Source organism: Pseudomonas inefficax, from assembly GCF_900277125.1.
GTDB classification, from domain to species: Bacteria; Pseudomonadota; Gammaproteobacteria; order Pseudomonadales; family Pseudomonadaceae; genus Aquipseudomonas; species Aquipseudomonas inefficax.
On sequence record NZ_OPYN01000240.1, the window covers coordinates 51,167 to 69,314 of the forward strand.

Annotated in this window: 15 protein-coding genes; 1 reads left to right on the plus strand and 14 read right to left on the minus strand. The window is 61.3% G+C overall.

What is annotated here, in order from left to right:
• Window positions 1-4 precede the first annotated feature (4 nt).
• From cysT to JV551A3_RS30105, 7 genes are all read right to left on the minus strand, one after another.
• Window positions 5-823 carry a sulfate ABC transporter permease subunit CysT gene (gene cysT / locus JV551A3_RS30070; RefSeq protein ID WP_046613605.1) on the minus strand — a complete coding sequence of 273 codons (819 nt, stop codon included), beginning with the start codon at window positions 821-823 and terminating at the stop codon, window positions 5-7.
• Window positions 824-1,007: 184 nt separating this feature from the next.
• The gene (locus JV551A3_RS30075; protein WP_114171971.1) at window positions 1,008-2,015 is read right to left on the minus strand and encodes a sulfate ABC transporter substrate-binding protein; all 1,008 of its coding nucleotides are present in this window, start codon (window positions 2,013-2,015) and stop codon (window positions 1,008-1,010) included.
• 48 nt (window positions 2,016-2,063) lie between these two features.
• Complete coding sequence (gene oscA / locus JV551A3_RS30080) at window positions 2,064-2,246, minus strand: sulfur starvation response protein OscA (RefSeq protein WP_003258557.1); 183 nt, start codon at window positions 2,244-2,246, stop codon at window positions 2,064-2,066.
• Window positions 2,247-2,496: 250 nt separating this feature from the next.
• Window positions 2,497-5,550: an efflux RND transporter permease subunit gene (locus JV551A3_RS30090; protein ID WP_133976192.1), complete on the minus strand. Its 3,054-nt coding sequence runs from the start codon at window positions 5,548-5,550 to the stop codon at window positions 2,497-2,499.
• Window positions 5,547-6,614, minus strand: coding sequence for an efflux RND transporter periplasmic adaptor subunit (locus tag JV551A3_RS30095; protein WP_133976194.1), 1,068 nt, complete (start codon window positions 6,612-6,614; stop codon window positions 5,547-5,549). Before JV551A3_RS30095 ends, JV551A3_RS30090 begins: the two co-directional genes overlap by 4 nt.
• Entirely contained in the window at window positions 6,611-7,699 is a 1,089-nt protein-coding gene (locus tag JV551A3_RS30100) for an efflux RND transporter periplasmic adaptor subunit (protein WP_133976196.1), read from the minus strand. Before JV551A3_RS30100 ends, JV551A3_RS30095 begins: the two co-directional genes overlap by 4 nt.
• Window positions 7,700-7,912: 213 nt before the next feature.
• Entirely contained in the window at window positions 7,913-8,185 is a 273-nt protein-coding gene (locus JV551A3_RS30105; protein WP_133979369.1) for a DUF3077 domain-containing protein, read from the minus strand.
• A 525-nt stretch (window positions 8,186-8,710) separates the two neighbouring features.
• Between JV551A3_RS30105 and JV551A3_RS30115 the strand changes: the two genes are divergently transcribed.
• A complete protein-coding gene (locus JV551A3_RS30115; protein WP_133979373.1) occupies window positions 8,711-9,166 on the plus strand; it encodes an REP-associated tyrosine transposase in 456 nt (151 codons plus the stop codon).
• 105 nt (window positions 9,167-9,271) lie between these two features.
• Here JV551A3_RS30115 and JV551A3_RS30120 read toward each other — a convergent pair whose 3' ends face one another.
• The 7 genes from JV551A3_RS30120 to JV551A3_RS30150 form a co-directional block, all read right to left on the minus strand.
• Window positions 9,272-10,165, minus strand: a complete 894-nt coding sequence (locus JV551A3_RS30120; RefSeq protein WP_133976204.1) for an ABC transporter permease subunit — start codon at window positions 10,163-10,165, stop codon at window positions 9,272-9,274.
• Complete coding sequence (locus JV551A3_RS30125) at window positions 10,162-11,082, minus strand: ABC transporter permease subunit (RefSeq protein ID WP_085621601.1); 921 nt, start codon at window positions 11,080-11,082, stop codon at window positions 10,162-10,164. The genes JV551A3_RS30120 and JV551A3_RS30125 overlap by 4 nt, the downstream gene beginning before the upstream one ends.
• Complete coding sequence (gene potA, locus JV551A3_RS30130; protein ID WP_016712588.1) at window positions 11,079-12,221, minus strand: polyamine ABC transporter ATP-binding protein; 1,143 nt, start codon at window positions 12,219-12,221, stop codon at window positions 11,079-11,081. The genes JV551A3_RS30125 and potA overlap by 4 nt, the downstream gene beginning before the upstream one ends.
• Before the next feature lie 71 nt (window positions 12,222-12,292).
• A complete protein-coding gene (locus JV551A3_RS30135) occupies window positions 12,293-13,387 on the minus strand; it encodes a polyamine ABC transporter substrate-binding protein (RefSeq protein WP_112249810.1) in 1,095 nt (364 codons plus the stop codon).
• A gap of 158 nt (window positions 13,388-13,545) precedes the next feature.
• Window positions 13,546-14,643: a polyamine ABC transporter substrate-binding protein gene (locus tag JV551A3_RS30140; protein WP_085621599.1), complete on the minus strand. Its 1,098-nt coding sequence runs from the start codon at window positions 14,641-14,643 to the stop codon at window positions 13,546-13,548.
• 170 nt (window positions 14,644-14,813) lie between these two features.
• Window positions 14,814-16,175 carry an aspartate aminotransferase family protein gene (locus JV551A3_RS30145; RefSeq protein ID WP_112249812.1) on the minus strand — a complete coding sequence of 454 codons (1,362 nt, stop codon included), beginning with the start codon at window positions 16,173-16,175 and terminating at the stop codon, window positions 14,814-14,816.
• A 47-nt stretch (window positions 16,176-16,222) separates the two neighbouring features.
• On the minus strand, window positions 16,223-17,581 hold the full coding sequence (locus JV551A3_RS30150; RefSeq protein WP_112249814.1) for a glutamine synthetase family protein: 1,359 nt from the start codon (window positions 17,579-17,581) through the stop codon (window positions 16,223-16,225).
• Between the last annotated feature and the right edge of the window lie 567 nt (window positions 17,582-18,148).

Below are 18,148 nucleotides of genomic sequence, written 5' to 3' on the forward strand. Positions count from 1 at the left end.
TCCTTCAAGGGGTTTCGATGCGGCGCTGCAGCAGGTTGATCAGCAGCAGCAGGATGAAGGAAACCACCAGCATCAGCACGCCGATGGCGGTCGCGCCGGTGTAGTCGTACTGGTCGAGCTTGACCATGATCAACAGTGGCAGGATCTCGGTCTTCATCGGCATGTTGCCGGCAATGAAGATCACCGAACCATACTCGCCCACGCCACGGGCGAAGGCCAGGGCAAAGCCTGTCAGCCAGGCAGGCAGCAGCGCTGGCGCCAGCACGTGGCGGAACACCTGCAGCGGCTTGGCCCCCAGGCAGGCGGCGGCCTCTTCCACTTCACGCGGAATATCGGCCAGTACCGGCTGTACCGTGCGCACCACGAACGGCAGGGTGACAAAGGTCAGCGCCAGGGTAATGCCCAGCGGGGTGTAGGCGATCTTGAAGCCCAGGTCGGTGGCGAACTGGCCGACCCAGCCCGAGGGCGCGTACAGGGCGGTCAGGGCGATACCGGCTACGGCCGTGGGCAGGGCGAACGGCAGGTCGATCATCGCATCGATGATCTTGCGCCCGGGGAAGGTGTAGCGCACCAGCACCCAGGCCAGCAGGGTGCCGATCACACCGTTGATGATGGCGGCGAACAGGGCGGTGCCGAAACTCAGCTTGAGCGCGGCGATCACCCGCGGCGCACTGATGACGTTCCAGAACTGCTCCCAGGTAAGCTGCGCGGCATGCACGAACATGGCGGCCAGCGGTATCAGCACGATCAGGCTGAGGTACACCAAGGTGTAGCCCAGCGTCAGCCCGAAGCCGGGTATGACGGGGGAAATGCGACGTGACATAAATATCCCTGGTTGAACGCACTTGGCCCGGGAACGATCCCGGGCCGGTGCTAGCTTCTGAATCCTGGGGCTGCTGCGCAGCCCATTCGCGGCACAAGGCCGCTCCTACATGGATCGCAATTTCCTGTAGGAGCAGCCTTGTGCTGCGAATGGGCCGCAGCGCGGCCCCGCTTTTCCTTGGCGTTTACTGTGCCTGATAGATCTGGTCGAACACACCGCCATCGTTGAAGAATTTAGGTTGTGCAGTTTTCCAGCCACCGAAGTCCTTGTCGATGGTTACCAGGTCCAGTTTCGGGAACTGCTTGCCAAACTCGGCAGCGACCTTCGCGTCACGAGGGCGGTAGAAGTTCTCGGCGGCAATCTTCTGCCCGGCCGGGCTGTACAGGTGCTTGAGGTATTCGCCGGCAATCTCGGTATTGCCCTTCTTCTCGGCGTTCTTGTCCACAACGGCCACCGGCGGCTCGGCGAGGATCGACAGCGACGGCACGACGATCTCGAACTTGTCGGCACCACCGTCTTCCTTCAGCGCCAGGAAGGCTTCGTTTTCCCAGGCCAGCAGCACATCGCCCTGGCCGTTGTTGACGAAGGTGATGGTCGAACCACGGGCGCCGGTATCCAGCACCGGTACGTGCTTGAACAGCTCCTGCACGTATGCTTTGGCCTTGTCTTCGCTACCCCCGGTTTTCAGGCCGTAGGCCCAGGCAGCCAAGAAGTTCCAACGGGCGCCGCCGGAGGTTTTCGGGTTGGGGGTGATGACCGATACGTCCTTCTTGATCAGGTCGCCCCAGTCCTTGATGCCTTTCGGGTTGCCCTTGCGTACCAGGAACACGATGGTCGAGGTGTACGGGGTGCTGGCATCCGGCAGGCGGGTCTGCCAGTTGTCCGGCAGGGTCTTGCCGAGCTTGGCGACTTCATCGATGTCGCCGGCCAAGGCCAGGGTCACCACGTCGGCACGCAGGCCGTCGATCACCGCACGAGCCTGCTTGCCCGAGCCGCCATGAGATTGCTGGATCTTCACCTTGTCGCCCGGGTGGGCCTGCTGCCAGTGCTTGATGAACTCGGCATTGTACTGCTGGTACAGCTCGCGGGTCGGGTCGTAGGACACGTTCAGCAGTTCGTAGTCCTTGGCGATGGCGGAACCGGCAAAAACAGCACTGGCCAGGGCGGCGAGCGCATAACGGCGGATGGACATGGTGAAGCTCCCGATTGGCATTTTTCTAGTTTTGGATGGGTGGTGCGATCAGCCGGTCTTGTTGCCGGGCTGCTGCAGGCGGAACTTCTCCTTGCGCTCGATCTGCACGACCTGAGCGTTGTGCACGGTGATCTCCACCGCACCGAATCGCAGGTCGCGCAGGGCGCTCTGGATTTCACGCAGAATGGTGGCTTCGTCCTGACCGTCGATGCTACGCAGAGATGCACTCATGCTCGTTCTCCTTGGAGTGAGGGTGCCGGGCTGAGGTTTGAAGGGGATTTGCGCCTGGCTTGAGGGCAATAGTAGTGAGGCGGGGTTATTCTTAAAAATACTGTTTAAGAATGTTTATATAACCGAAATCAAAAGACCAATTTGAACGCGACAGAAGGCCCTGTGGGAGCGGGTTCACCCGCGAATGCGGCGGTGGCTCCACCATCGCATTCGCGGGTAAACCCGCTCCCACAGGGTCCGTGCCAGGGCTTCAGTTGTGTTTCTGCGGCTCGCGGATCTTGTACCAGGCCACATACAGCGCCGGCAGGAACAGCAGCGTCAGCAGGGTCGCCACGATGATCCCGCCAATCATGGCGTAGGCCATCGGCCCCCAGAACACTTCGCGGGCAATCGGGATCATGCCCAGGCTCGCCGCAGCCGCGGTCAGCAGAATCGGCCGGCGCCGGTGGTTGGTGGCCTCCACCACCGCATCCCACGGCGAGTAGCCCTGTGCTTCGAACTCGTCTATCTGGGTCACCAGGATCACCGAGTTACGAATGATGATGCCCGCCAGCGCGAGAATGCCGAGAATCGCCACGAAGCCCATGGGCGTACCTGTGGGCACCAGCGCAATGATCACGCCAATCAACCCCAGCGGCGCCACGCTGACCACCAGGAACAGCTTCTGCACGCTGTGCAGCTGGATCATCAAGAACGTCGCCATCAGGAACAGCATCAGCGGGATGACCTTGCGGATCGGCCCCTGCGCCTTGGCGCTCTCCTCCACCGTACCACCGGTGGCCACTTCGAAGCCCACCGGCAACTTGCTGGCGAACTCGTCGATCTTCGGCTTCAGCTGGGCCACCAGGTCGGTGGGCTGGATGTCGCCGTTGACCGAGGCCTTGATGGTGATGGTCGGCTTGCGGTCACGACGCCACACCAGCGGCTGCTCCAGCTCGTAGCGCACAGTGGCGAAAGCCAGCAGCGGGATCGAGGTGCCGTTGGGCGTCAGGATCTGCAGGTTCTGCAGAGTATCAGGCGAACCACGCTCGCTGTCCTCGGCACGGGCGACCACGTCGACCAGGTAGATGTTGTCGTTGACCTGGGTGATCTGCACACCGCTGACGATGCTGTTCATCACATTGGCCACGTCCTCCGACGACAGGCCCAGCTGGCGCGCCTTGTCCTGGGCAATCTCCACACGCAGCACCTTACCCGGCTCGTTCCAGTCGTAGATCATCTCGCCGATGTGCTCGTTCTGGTCGAGCAAGGTGGCCAGCTCGATGGCGTGCTTGCGTACCTCGTCGATATTGGCACCGCTGACCCGATACTGGATGGGTCGGCCCACTGGCGGGCCCATTTCCAGCGATTGCACGTTGGTGCCGATGCCAACGAACTCTTCATGCAGGATCTTCTGCAGGCGGTCCATCATGCCCTGGCGTTCCTCGAAGCCCTTGCTGACAATCACCAGCTGCGCGTAGTACGGGTTCTGCAGCTGCTGGTCGAGGGGCAGGTAGAAGCGGATCGCGCCCTGGCCGATATAGGTACTCCAGTGCACCAGGTCCGGGTCGTCCTTGATCCGCGCTTCGAAGCGGTCGACCACCTTGCGCGTTTCCTCAATCGAAGCGTTCTGCGGCAAGTTGAGGTCGACGAGGATTTCCGGGCGGTCCGAGGACGGGAAGAACTGGTTCTGCACGAAGCGCTCGCAGAAGATCGCCAGGGCGAACAGCACCACGGTGCCGATGATGGTCAGCCAGCGGTTGCGCATGCACCACAGCAAGCCATGCTCGAAGGCCCGGCCGACACGGCCCGGCTCGGCTTCATGGGCCTTGAGCTTGGCGCTGCTGAGAATGTGCACGCCAAGCACCGGGGCGAAGAACACCGCCACCACCCACGACACCATCAGCGCCACGGCAATTACCGCAAACAGGGTGTAGGTGTACTCACCCGCCGAACTGGCGTTGAGGCCGATCGGCACGAAGCCGGCCACCGTCACCAGGGTGCCGGTGAGCATGGGGAAGGCTGTGGAGGTATAGGCAAAAGTCGCCGCCTGTTCCTTGCTTTCGCCCATTTCCAGCCGGGTGACCATTACCTCCACGGTGATCATCGCATCGTCCACCAACAGGCCCAGGGCGATGATCAGCGCCCCCAGCGAAATCCGCTGCATGGTGATGCCGCTGTATTCCATGAACACGAACACCATGGCCAGCACCAGCGGGATCGAGCAGGCCACCACCAGCCCGGCACGCACGCCGAGGCTGACGAAGCTCACCGCCAGCACGATCACCACCGCCTCGAACAGCGCACTGGTGAAGCCGCCGACCGCTTGCTTGACCACCACGGCCTGGTCGGAAACGGTATGCACCCCGACGCCCACCGGCAAGTCCTCGACCACTCGGTCCATGCGTTTCTTCAGCGCTGCACCGAACACCTGGATATTGCCGCCAGCCTTCATACCGATGGCCAGGCCCAACGCCGTCTGGCCGTTGTAGCGGAACATCGGCGAAGGGGGATCGACATAGCCGCGCTCGATATCGGCGATGTCGGCCAGGCGGAAGAAGCGGTCGTTGATCTTCAGGTTGACAGTTTGCAGGTCCTTTTCCGAGGTGAACTGCCCGGAGGTACGCACCGAGATACGTTCCGGCCCTGCCTCGATAACGCCGGCAGGGGTCACGGCGTTTTGCGTTTGCAGGGCCTGCATGACCTGGCGCTGGTCGATGCCAAGGGCTGCCAGCTTGCGGGTGGAGAAGTTCAGGTACAGCACTTCGTCCTGGGTGCCGATCAGCTCGATCTTGCCGATGTTGGGCACATCACGCACTTCGGCCCGCGCCTGTTCCACGTAGTCGCGCAGCTGGCGCAGGGTCAGGCCGTCGGCGGTGAAGGCATAGATGGAACCGAACACATCGCCGAACTCATCATTGAACCCGGGCCCCTGGATGCCCGCAGGGAATTCACCGCGAATGTCCTGGATCTTCTTGCGCACCTGATACCAGATGTCCGGAATGTCCTTGGCCTTGGTGGTGTCGCGCAGGTACACGTAGACCGTGGATTCGCCGGGGCGGGTGTAGCTTTTGGTGTAGTCGAGGGAATCGAGTTCCTCGAGCTTCTTCTCGATGCGGTCGGTGACTTGGTACAGGGTTTCGTCCTGGGTCGCGCCGGGCCAGCGGGTCTGGATGACCATGGTCTTGATGGTGAATGACGGGTCTTCCTCACGGCCCAGGTTGAAGTAGGAGAAGATCCCCATCAGCAGGCCAACGAACATCAGGTACCAGACGAACGATTGATGCTTGAGTGCCCAGTCGGACAGGTTGAAGCTTCCTTTCATTGCGCATCCTCGTCGAAGGTGACCTTCTGGCCAGGCTTGAGGCTGTTCACGCCGGCAGTCACCACCCGCTCGCCAGGCTGCACGCCCGAGGTCAGGACAATGCTGTCGGCGGTGCGACCGATCAGGGCCACGTCACGAGTAGCCACGGTCTTCTGCTGCGTATCGATCACCCATACCTGGGTCTTGCCGTCGCGCTCGAGCAAAGCACTCAAGGGCAGTTCGCTGCGCGGCGATACCTCCGAACTCAGGGTCACGCTGATGGCGGTGCCCAGGTGGAAGGCCGCCGGGGTGCTGGCCAGGGTCAGGCGCGCGCGGCGGGTACGAGTGGTGGCGTCCGCCTGGGGTTCCAATTCCCGCAGGCTGGCGGTGGTGTTGATGGTCGGGTCCAGCTGCGAAGCAACGGTGAAGGTCAGGCCTTTGCTCAACTGCTCGGCCAGGCCTATCGGCAGGTCGATTACCGCTTCTTTCACATCCGGCCTGGCCAGGGTTACCACGGCCTGGCCGGCGGTGACGGTTTGCCCGGCTTCGGCCTGCCAGGCAGTGATTACCGCCGCGTGGTCGGAGCGCAGGGTGCTGTAGTCGAGCTGATCACGGGCCTGGCTGACGGCCGAGCGCGCCTGCTCCAGTGCCGCGCTGGTGGTTTTCAGGTTGGTCTGGGCGATATCCAGCTGGGCCTGGGCGCCTACGCCACGGTCGTACAGCTGTTGCTGGCGGCGGGCATCGGCCTGGGCGTTGATCCACTGCGCCTGCACCTTGGCCAGGTCGCCTTCGGCGGCACGCAGCTGGTTCTGCTGGTCGGTCGGGTCGAGGGTGGCCAGGGTGTCACCCGGCTTCACCTGAGCGCCCACATCCAGCCAGCGTCGGGCAATACGCCCGGAAACCCGGAAGCCCAGTGTGCTTTCGAAGCGTGCCTGGATACTGCCGGCAAAACGGCCCAGCTGCGACTGCACCTGGGGTTCGACCTTGACCGACAATACCGGCCGGATCGGCTCTGGTGCCTCGTCCTCGCTATTGCAACCGGCCAGCAGCACACCGGCCGACAGCATCAGCAGCAGGCGCTTCATAGCTCACCCCCTTGGGCCCTGGCGTCGACTTTCTGCACCTGCATGCCGGGGTGCAGCAACTGCCCGCCATTGACCACCACGGTCTCGCCACCTTTCAGGCCACTGGCGACCACGATCCTGCCGGTGAGATAGCGGCTGACTTCGACCTTGCGCAGTTCTACCTTGTCGCCCTCGCCCACTACCCAGACGGCAGGTTCGTGCAGAGCCTTGGTCAGCGCCGACCATGGCAGCTCGACGCTAGGCCGGCCCTGGGCGTTGGTGGTGGCGGTGACCGGCGCGCCCAGTTGCATCCCGGGCGGCACATCCTTGAGCCCTACCTTGACCTGCACCGTGCCGCTTTGCTCCGACACGGTCGGGGTGATTTCGCGTACGAAGCCATGGGCCTGAACCTTGGGGTCGTCGAGCAGGCTGACGATCACCCCGGCATCGCTGGGCGGTGCTACCAGCAGCGATTCGTATACGTTGAATACCGCGTCACGGTCGCCATCGGTGGCCAGGCTGAAGATCGGCATGGTCGCCTGCACCACCTGGCCGACCTCGGCCTGGCGCTCGGTGATCACGCCATCGGCTTCGGATACCAGTGCGGTGTAGCTCAACTGCTCGTTGGCGTTGGCCAGTTGCGCCTGGGCCGCCTTGAGGGCGCTCTGGTTGCTGCGCAGGGCGGCTTCGGCGGCGTCGTATTCGCTCTGGCTGGTGTAGCCTTTGGGCAGCAGTTTCTGCTGGCGGACGAAGGCCGCGCTGGTCTGGGTGACCCGCGCTTGCGCTGCGAACACCTCGGCCTTGGCCGAGTCGACATTGTTCTGCAGGTCTTTCGGGTCCAGGCGCGCCAGCACCTGGTTGGCCTTGACGTGATCGCCGACATCGACGCTGCGCGAAATGATCTTGCCGCCCACACGGAACGACAGGTCGGTCTGCACCCGCGCCTGCACATCACCGGTCAGGGTGACCCTGGCAGCGAAGTCGGTCGGCTGCACCTGTTGCACGCCTACGCGTGGCAGTGTTTCGGTGGTTTCTTCCTTGCTACAGCCTGACAGCAGGGTACCCAGCCCCAGGCAAACGACCAACAGCGGACGCATCAACGTCATGCAGGCTCCTTGCTTGCGCGCAAATGATTCGTGGGATGCGACTGTCAGCGTAGTTCAGGGTTCGATAAACATCACTGACCGCGATCAAGCTGGCACTTTCGGCGCCTGCGCGGGCCTCTTCGCGGGTGAACCCGCTCCCACAGGATTGCGCAAGCCCTGAGGCTGCCCATGACCCTGTGGGAGCGGGTTTACCCGCGAAAGGGCCGGTACAAGTCAGAGCTGAACTGAAGCCCTGTTCAGCCCCAGCTCAATGTCATCGATCAGTGCTTTGGCAAAGCCACTGAGAATTCTCGCGGCACTGCCGGCCAGCCGGTCATTCTCCATCTCGGCTTCGGTCGTCAGGTGATTGATGCAGCCGAGCATTACGGAGAGTTCGGAAAAGGCGTGGTTGAAGGGGATATTGGCCTGGACGCGGAAGAGGTCCATGCAGGTTTCTTTACCGACGGTGCTGCTGTTTGTTGGGTGATTCGGGACGTGCGTCGTCATGGTTGGAATCCAATGTCGTTTATGGAACCGCCAGCTCATCTTTCTCACGGATAAGGGGTGGCAGCCGTACGTGGGGTGAGAAAACCGAGGACATTGAACCCGGCCAGACCGAAGCCTGCCCACGCAAGGCCGCCATGACAGGAAGCCTGTTCAACATCGAGCGGGTTCTCACACCCGGTCACCATGAATGGCGACGCAACGACGTTATCCCTGGGGCATTTCCCCTACAACGGAGCAGCTTCCACATGGCTCGTAGGATAATTCCCAAGCTGATTTGACTGAAGCACTGAGTTTGAGTTGATGAAAATTCGTACACCTTGCGGGCCTCTTCGCGGGTGAACCCGCTCCCACAGGGGGGAGCGCCAGAATTCAAGGTGTGCACCATATCTGTGGGAGCGGGTTCACCCGCGAAAGGGCCGGTACTGCCACCAAAGTGTCTGCCATATCCAGAAACCATGATCCACAAAGCACCTGCATTCCAGCCGCTACCTTTGAGAGCTCACCTGCTTTTCAAGGAAGAAAACAATGTCGCGAGCCCAGTCTTACCTACTTCGTCGTGGTCGCTATTCAGAGCATGGCAGGCTCTATCTACTAACCACCGTCACCCACCAGCGCAAGCCGCTGTTCCATGACTTTCAGCATGCCCGGTTGGTGATTCACCAATTGCGCCAGTCAGATGAGGAGCACGCCTGTCGGTCACTGGCCTGGGTATTGATGCCGGACCATCTGCATTGGCTGATCGAGTTGAAAGGCACGACCCTAGGGACCTTGATGCGGAGATTCAAATCCAGGTCCAGTCTGGTGTTGCATCGGGCAGGGGTTGAGCATGATCCGGTTTGGCAACCCGGGTATCAGGACCGGGCACTAAGAAGGGAAGAAAGCATGGTGCATTTCGCCAGATATATCGTTGCCAATCCGTTGCGTGCTGGTCTGGTCAGCAGTGTCAGGGACTATCCACATTGGGATGCAGTCTGGCTTTGAATCAGAGTTGAGGCATTCGCGGGTGAACCCGCTCCCACAGGGATTACCACAGGCCCGAGGCAGTGATATTCCTGTGGGAGCGGGTTCACCCGCGAATAGGCCGGGTCAGGCCGAAGCAGCCACCTGCACCGGGCGCTTGACCTGAGGCTGCGAAGCATTCGCCGCCGCACCCTCTTCGATCGCCTGCTGAATCGCCTTGCGACGACGCTCTTCGGCCTGGCGGCTGAAGTACCAGACGAAGAAGGTCACCAGCGACACCGACAACAGGATCAGGCTGGCCACGGCGTTGATCTCCGGTTTCACGCCCAGGCGCACCGCCGAGAACACTTCCATCGGCAAGGTGGTCGAACCCGGGCCCGACACGAAGCTGGCCAGTACCAGGTCATCCAGCGACAGGGCGAACGACATCATGCCGCCCGCCGCCAGCGACGGCGCGATCATCGGGATGGTGATCAGGAAGAACACCTTCCACGGCTTGGCACCCAGGTCCATCGCCGCTTCCTCGATCGAAAGGTCCAGCTCACGCAGGCGCGCCGACACCACTACCGCCACATACGCCGCACAGAACGTGGTATGGGCGATCCAGATGGTGACGATGCCGCGCTCCTGCGGCCAGCCGATCATCTGCGCCATGGCCACGAACAGCAGCAACAGCGACAGGCCGGTGATCACCTCGGGCATTACCAGCGGCGCAGTGACTAGGCCACCGAACAGCGTGCGGCCCTTGAAGCGGGTGACCCGGGTCAGCACGAATGCCGCCAGGGTACCCAGCGCCACCGCCGCCACCGCCGTGTAGCAGGCGATTTCCAGCGAGCGCATGACCGAACCCATCAGTTGCGTGTTGTCGAGCAGGCCGACGTACCACTTGACCGACCAACCACCCCATACCGTCACCAGCTTGGAGGCGTTGAACGAGTAGATCACCAGGATCAGCATCGGCAGGTAGATGAACAGCAAGCCGAGCACCAGCATCAGCTTGGAGAAACCGAAGCGCTTCATGCCCTGCCCTCCATTTCTTTGGCCTGGCTGCGGTTGAACAGCAGGATCGGCACGATCAGGATCGCCAGCATCACTACCGCCAGCGCAGAGGCCACCGGCCAGTCACGGTTGTTGAAGAACTCTTGCCACAGCACCTTGCCGATCATCAGGGTTTCCGGGCCGCCAAGCAGTTCAGGAATCACGAACTCGCCCACCACCGGGATGAACACCAGCATGCAGCCGGCGATGATGCCGTTCTTCGACAGCGGCACGGTGATCTTCCAGAAGCTGTTGAAGGTACTCGAACCCAGGTCCGAAGCGGCCTCGAGCAGGCTCGCGTCGTGCTTCACCAGGTTGGCGAACAGCGGCAGGATCATGAACGGCAGGTACGAATAGACCACGCCGATGTACACCGCCAGGTTGGTGTTGAGGATTTGCAGCGGCTGGTCGATCAAGCCGATCCACAGCAGGAAGCCGTTGAGCAGGCCGTTGTTGCTGAGAATGCCCATCCAGGCATAGACGCGGATCAGGATCGCGGTCCAGGTCGGCATCATGATCAGCAACAGCAGGACCGTCTGCGTCTCCTTCTTGGCGTTGGCAATGGCATAGGCCATCGGGTAGCCGATCAGCAGGCACAGCAAGGTGCTGAAGAAGGCCATCTTCAGCGAGCCCAGGTAGGCCGAGATGTATAGCTCATCCTCGGTCAGCAGGCCGTAGTTGGCCAGGTTGAGCACCAGCTGGATCTTGTCTTCGACGTAGCTGTAGATCTCGGTATACGGCGGGATCGCCACATCGGCTTCGGCGAAGCTGATCTTCAGCACGATGAAGAACGGCAGCATGAAGAACAGGAACAGCCAGATGAACGGCACGCCGATCACCAGGTGCCGCCCCTCCGGGGTGATGCGCTGGAAGGCTCGCTTGAGCTTGCGCAGTTTCATGACCGCAGTACCACGCCGCTGTCGTCTTCCCACCACACGTACACTTCATCGCCCCAGGTTGGGCGGGTGCCCTGGCGCTCGGCGTTGGCAACGAACGACTGGACGATCTTGCCGCTCGGCAGCTCGACATAGAATACCGAGTGGCCGCCCAGGTAGGCGATGTCGTGGACCTTGCCGCGCGACCAGTTGTGCTCGCAGGTAGGTTGCTGGGTGGTGACCAGCATCTTTTCCGGGCGCAGGGCGTAGGTGATGTGCTTGTCTTCCACCGAGGTGGTGATGCCGTGGCCGACGTAGATCTTGCGCTCCAGCTCCGGGCTGGCAATGATCGCGTGGCCTTCGGCGTCGTCGACCACTTCACCTTCGAACAGGTTGACGTTACCGATGAACTCGCACACCAGGCGGCTGGTAGGCGTCTCGTAAATGTCCACCGGCGAACCGATCTGGGCGATCCAGCCCAGGTGCATGATGGCGATGCGCTGGGCCATGGTCATGGCCTCTTCCTGGTCGTGGGTCACCATCACGCAGGTCACGCCGACGCGCTCGATGATCTCCACCAGTTCCAGCTGCATCTGCGAGCGCAGCTTCTTGTCCAGTGCGCCCATCGGCTCGTCGAGCAGCAGCAGCTTGGGGCGCTTGGCCAGCGAGCGGGCCAGGGCCACGCGCTGACGCTGGCCACCGGACAGCTGGTGCGGCTTGCGCTTGGCGTACTGGGTCATGTGCACCAGCTTGAGCATCTCGGCCACGCGGGCGTCGATCTCGGCCTTGGGCATCTTGTCCTGCTGCAGGCCGAAGGCGATGTTCTGCGCCACGGTCATGTGCGGGAACAGCGCGTAGGACTGGAACATCATGTTGATCGGCCGCTCGTAAGGCGGCATGTCGGTGATGTCGACGCCATCGAGGAAGATCCGCCCTTCGGTCGGGCGCTCGAAACCGGCCAGCATGCGCAGCAAGGTGGACTTGCCGGAACCGGAGCCACCCAGCAGGGCGAAGATCTCGCCCTTGCGGATTTCCAGGGACACATCGTCCACAGCTACCGTTTCGTCGAACTTTTTCGTGACCCGGTCGATCTTGACCAGCACCTGCTTGGGTTGCTGGCCACCCTCGAGGGCTTTTTTATAGGCACCGGAGGCAACTGCCATGAGTGAAACTCCCAACAAGATTTTTGTGCCCGCGAGCCCTGTTCTACAGGTACCGCCACGGGCCTGGATTTTTACTTGCCCGACTTGACCTTGGTCCAGCTACGGGTCATCAGCCGTTGCACCTTGGGTGGCAACTCTGAATTCACGAACATCTTGTTCAGCACTTCCTGCGGTGGGTAAACCGCGGCGTCAGTCCTCACGGCCTGGTCCATCAGGTCGCCAGCCTTGGGGTTCGGGTTGGCGTAACCGACGTAATCACTGACCTGGGCGATAACCTCAGGCTTCAGCAAATAGTTGATGAAGGCATGCGCCTCTTTGACGTTCTTGGCGTCCTTGGGGATCGCCAGCACGTCGAACCAGAGGTTGCCGCCTTCCTTGGGAATGGCGTAGGCCAGGTTCACGCCCTTCTTCGCTTCTTCGGCGCGGGTCTTGGCCTGGAACACATCACCCGAGAAGCCTGCCGCGACGCAGATGTCGCCGTTGGCCAGGTCGGTGATGTACTTGGACGAGTGGAAGTAGGTCACGTACGGGCGCACTGCCAGCAGTTTCTTTTCGGCGGCCTGGTAGTCCTTGGCGTTGGTGCTGTTGGGGTCCAGCCCCATGTAGTTGAGCACCGCCGGCAGCATTTCGTCCGCCGAGTCGAGGAAGGCCACGCCACACTTGGCGAGCTTCTTCATGTTTTCGGGCTCGAACAGCACCGCCCAGGAGTCGATGGTGTCCACGCCCAGCGCAGCCTTCACCTTGTCGACGTTGTAACCGATACCGTTGGTGCCCCACAGGTAAGGCACGGCGTACTGGTTGCCCGGGTCGTTCCTTTCCAGGCGCTTCATCAGCGCCGGGTCCAGGTTGGAATAATTGGGCAGCAGACTCTTGTCGAGCTTCTGGAACGCGCCCGCCTTGATCTGCTTGCCGAGGAAATGGTTGGAGGGCACTACCACGTCATAGCCGGTATTGCCGGCCAGCAGCTTGCCTTCCAGGGTTTCGTTTGAGTCGAACACGTCTTGCACGGGCTTGATGCCCGTGGCTTTCTCGAAGTCCGCGAGTGTGGTCGGGCCGACATAGTCGGACCAGTTGTAGAAGTGCACCGTAGGCGCCGCTTGGACGCTGCATGCCAGCGTCAGGCCCGCTCCAGCCATCAAGGCTTTGCGGAATACAGAAATGGACAAGTGGGTGGTCCTCACAATCAGTGCCTGGGTAGCGACAATGCTGCCGCACACGCAAAACCGGCGCGCAACTTACCTTCGCAGCTTCGATGCCGCAATCATCAATTGCCTTTCACTGGCTCTGGGCCGGGAATCCCCGGCCCAGAGGTGCCGCATCGGGGTTATTTGCCCGACTTGATCTTGGTCCAGCTGCGGGTGATGTCACGCTGGGCCTTCGCTTCAGGTGCAGCGATGGCATACAGCTGTTTCTTCACTTCGGCTGGTGGATAGATGCTTGGGTCGCTGGTGATTTCCTTGTCCACGAACTGGGTGGCGGCTGCGTTGCCGTTCGGGAAGCGCACGGCGTTGGTGATTTCAGCCATGATTTCCGGCTGCATCAGGAAGTTCATGAACTGGTAGGCAGCGTCTTTGTGCTCGGCATCCTTGGGGATGGCGACCATGTCGTAGAAGGTACCAGCACCTTCCTTCGGAATGACGTAGTCGACCTTGACCTTGTCGCCGGCTTCGTGGGCACGGGCCTTGGACTGCTCCAGGTCACCCGAGTAACCGACGGCTACGCAGATGTTGCCGTTGGCCATGTCGCCGATGTACTTGGACGAGTGGAAGTAGGTGATCGAAGGACGGATCTTGAGGAACAGGTCCTCGGCGGCCTTCAGGTCTTCCTTCTTGGTGCTGTCGGTCGGCTTGCCGAGGTAGTGCAGCGCAGCCGGGAGCATTTCGGTCGGCGCGTCGAGGAAGCTCACGCCGCAGCTTTTGAGCTTGGCGATGTTCTCTGGCTTGAACACCACGTCCCACGAGTCGATCTTGTCCACGCCCAGCGCGGCCTTGACCTTCTCCGGGTTGTAGCCGATGCCGATCGAGCCCCACATGTACGGGAAGGCGTGCTTGTTGTCCTTGTCGCTGGCATCGCCAACGGCCTTGAGCAGGTCAGGGTCGAGGTTCTTCCAGTTCGGCAGCTTGGAACGGTCCAGTTCCTCGTACACGCCAGCCTTGATCTGCTTGGCCAGGAAGTTGTTGGACGGCACCACGATGTCGTAGCCAGACTTGCCGGCCAGCAGCTTGGCTTCGAGGGTTTCGTTGCTGTCGAACACGTCGTACTTGACCTTGATACCGGTCTGCTTCTCGAACTTGGCGATGGTGTCCGGAGCGATGTAGTCCGACCAGTTGTAGACGTTCAACACCTTGTCTTCAGCCTGAACAGCGGTAGCCATGGCACCCATCAGGGCGGCGGCCAGCAACGTCTTGCCCATTTTATTCATGCGTAATGCTCCAGAATTTTTTATTTAGCCATCTGTTCAGCAGCCAGGACCTACGGTGCAGAGCGCGCGGCGACTGAAACAGTCGCTAGTCTGGCAAGTTACAAGGCTCTGTATCAAGGAAAGCAGGGCCTTGTAACCACTTAATGTCACACCGCTAGCCTAGCAAACGCCTAGCGAATCGCTTCCAGGGTCAGATCGAGGCACTTGCGTGCCTTTTCCACCAGCTCATCGATCTCTGCATGGCTGATCACCAGCGGCGGCGCAATGATCATGGTGTCACCCACCGCGCGCATGATCAGGCCGTTGTCGAAGCAGAAGGTGCGGCAGATCATGCCCACGCCCTTGCCTTCGTAACGGCTGCGGGTGGCCTTGTCCTTGACCAGCTCGATCGCGCCGAGCAGGCCCAGGCCGCGTACCTCGCCCACCAGAGGGTGGTCCTGCAGTTCACGCAAACGCTTTTGCAAATACGGTGCCGCTTCGGTACGGGCCTTCTCGACGATTTTCTCGTCGCGCAGGATGCGCAGGTTTTCCAGGCCTACCGCCGCCGCTACCGGGTGGCCGGAGTAGGTGAAGCCGTGGTTGAAGTCGCCGCCTTGGCTGAGTACCTGGGCCACGGTGTCACGCACGATCACACCGCCCATGGGGATGTAACCGGAAGTCAGCCCCTTGGCGATGGTCATCAGGTCGGGCTTGAGGTCGTAGTAGTCGGAGCCGAACCACTCGCCGGTACGGCCAAAACCGCAGATCACTTCGTCGGCGACGAACAGGATGTCGTACTTGGCGAGGATCTCCTTCACCTTCGGCCAGTAGGTTTCCGGCGGGATGATCACGCCGCCGGCGCCCTGGATTGGCTCGGCGATGAAGGCGGCGACGTTGTCTTCGCCGACTTCGAGGATTTTCTGCTCCAGCTGCTCGGCTGCCCACACCCCGAACTCATCCGGGGTCATGTCGCCACCTTCGCCGAACCAGTAAGGCTGCGGGATATGCACGATGCCAGGGATCGGCAGGCCGCCTTGTTCGTGCATGCCGCTCATGCCGCCCAGGCTGGCGCCAGCCACGGTGGAGCCGTGGTAGCCGTTGATGCGGCCGATGATGGTCTGCTTCTGTGGCTTGCCTTTCAGCGCCCAGTAGTGGCGGACCATGCGCAGCACGGTGTCGTTGCCTTCGGAGCCGGAACCGGTGAAGAACACATGGGTCATGCCCTGTGGCGCCACGTCGGAGATTGCCTTGGCCAGCTCCAGCGCAGGCGGGTGGGCAGTCTGGAAGAACAAGTTGTAGTACGGCAGCTCACGCATCTGCTTTTCTGCCGCCTGCACCAGCTCCTCACGGCCATAGCCCACAGCCACGCACCACAGGCCAGCCATGCCGTCGAGGATCTTGTGCCCCTCGCTATCCCACAAATGCACACCCTGGGCCTTGGTGATGATACGCGGCCCCTTCTCCTTCAACTGCTTGTAGTCACTGAAGGGTGCGAGGTGATGCTCCCCGCTCAGGGCTTGCCATTCACGGGTTTGCGGGTTGTTGACGCTCATGTGCTTCTCCGTTGTTCGACAGCCGCTTCCTGCGGCACCAAGTTTGATCAGACAGCAAACAGCAGGAACTCACGCTCCCAGGAACTGATGACTCGCTTGAAGTTCTCGTGCTCGGCGCGCTTGGTGGCGACGTAGCCGGTGATGAACTTCTTGCCCAGGTACTGCACCAGTGCACGGCTGTTTTCCATGCGTTCCAAGGCATCTTCGATGGTCAGTGGCAGGCGCAGGTTGCGGCGTTCGTAGCCACGGCCCTGCACCGGCGCGCTGGCGTCGATGCCTTCGACCATGCCGATGTAGCCACACAGCAGGCTGGCGGCAATGGCCAGGTAAGGGTTGGCGTCGGCGCCTGGCAGGCGGTTCTCGACCCGGCGGCTTTGCGGGCCGGCGTCCGGCACGCGCAGGCCGACGGTACGGTTTTCCTCGCCCCACTCCACGTTAACCGGCGCCGAGGTGTCGGGCAGGAAGCGGCGGAACGAGTTGACGTTCGGGGCGAACAGCGGCAACGCCTCAGGGATGAACTTCTGCAGGCCACCGATGTGGTGCAGGAACAGTTCGCTCATGCTGCCGTCGTCGTTGCTGAAGATGTTCTTGCCGGTGGCCACGTCGACCACGCTCTGGTGCAGGTGCATGGCACTGCCTGGCTCGCCGGTCATGGGCTTGGCCATGAAGGTGGCGGCGACGTTGTGCTTGAGCGCGGCCTCGCGCATGGTGCGCTTGAACACCAGGATCTGGTCGGCCAGGTGCAGGGCATCGCCATGACGGAAGTTGATCTCCATCTGCGCCGTGCCGTCTTCATGGATCAGCGTGTCGAGGTCCAGCTGCTGCAGTTCGCACCAGTCGTAGACGTCTTCGAACAACGGGTCGAATTCGTTGGCGGCTTCGATCGAGAACGACTGACGACCGGTTTCCGGGCGGCCCGAACGGCCTACCGGAGGCTGCAGCGGGAAGTCAGGGTCTTCGCTGCGCTTGGTCAGGTAGAACTCCATCTCCGGCGCGACGATCGGCTGCCAGCCCTTGTCGGCGTATAGCTTGAGGACTTTCTTCAGCACGTTGCGCGGCGACAGTTCGACCGGGTTGCCTTTCTTGTCGTAGGTGTCGTGGATTACCTGGGCGGTCGGCTCGATGGCCCACGGCACCAGGAACACGGCGTTCTCGTCGGGGCGGCAGATCATGTCGATGTCCGCCGGGTCCAGCAGTTCGTAATAGATGTCGTCGTCGACATAGTCGCCGGTCACGGTCTGCAGCAGCACGCTCTCGGGCAGGCGCATGCCTTTTTCGGCGATGAACTTGTTGGTAGGCGAAATCTTGCCGCGCGTGATGCCGGTCAGGTCACTGATCATGCATTCGACTTCGGTGATCTTGTGCTCTTTCAACCAATCGGTGAGCTGGTCGAGGTTGTTACTCATAAATACCTCAGGAGGTAAGGTGGTCCGCGCACTGATTCTGGATGGAGTACATTGCTAAAGCAAAAACCCCCGCGCAGAGCCACAGTGGATACACTGAAAACAGGTGCGTCCGTAATGAGTTCGAAAGGCAGGAAGACGAAACGAAGGGCGGCAAGCCGCTATGAGGGCAGGTCCGTGAGCGCCAAACGTCAATTATTGCGGCCAGGGTGGCCACGCCATCGACGAAGCTTGCAAAAATGACGGATGTACCCGATGGCACTGCGCAGGCAGTGCTTTCAGGTCTCGGCAAGCGGACCATGTGACCCTCGTATTATTGTGTTCTGGGTTGAGACCGAGCTTAGCCTTGTTCATTTTTTTACACAACCACTCCGTAAAAAATAAAACACGGTTGGTCGGAGATAGCCCTTTGCGCGGGAAATAGCGGATAATGGTTTGCCCCGAGATGCAGCAAATCTGCCGTTGATGTGCCATTTCAGGGCATCATGGGGTTGGCTTGACATCAGTTTGTCTTTTCGATTGACTGGTCTTGCAAGCCCCCCTTGATTGATATTTTTAACAACAAAGGTG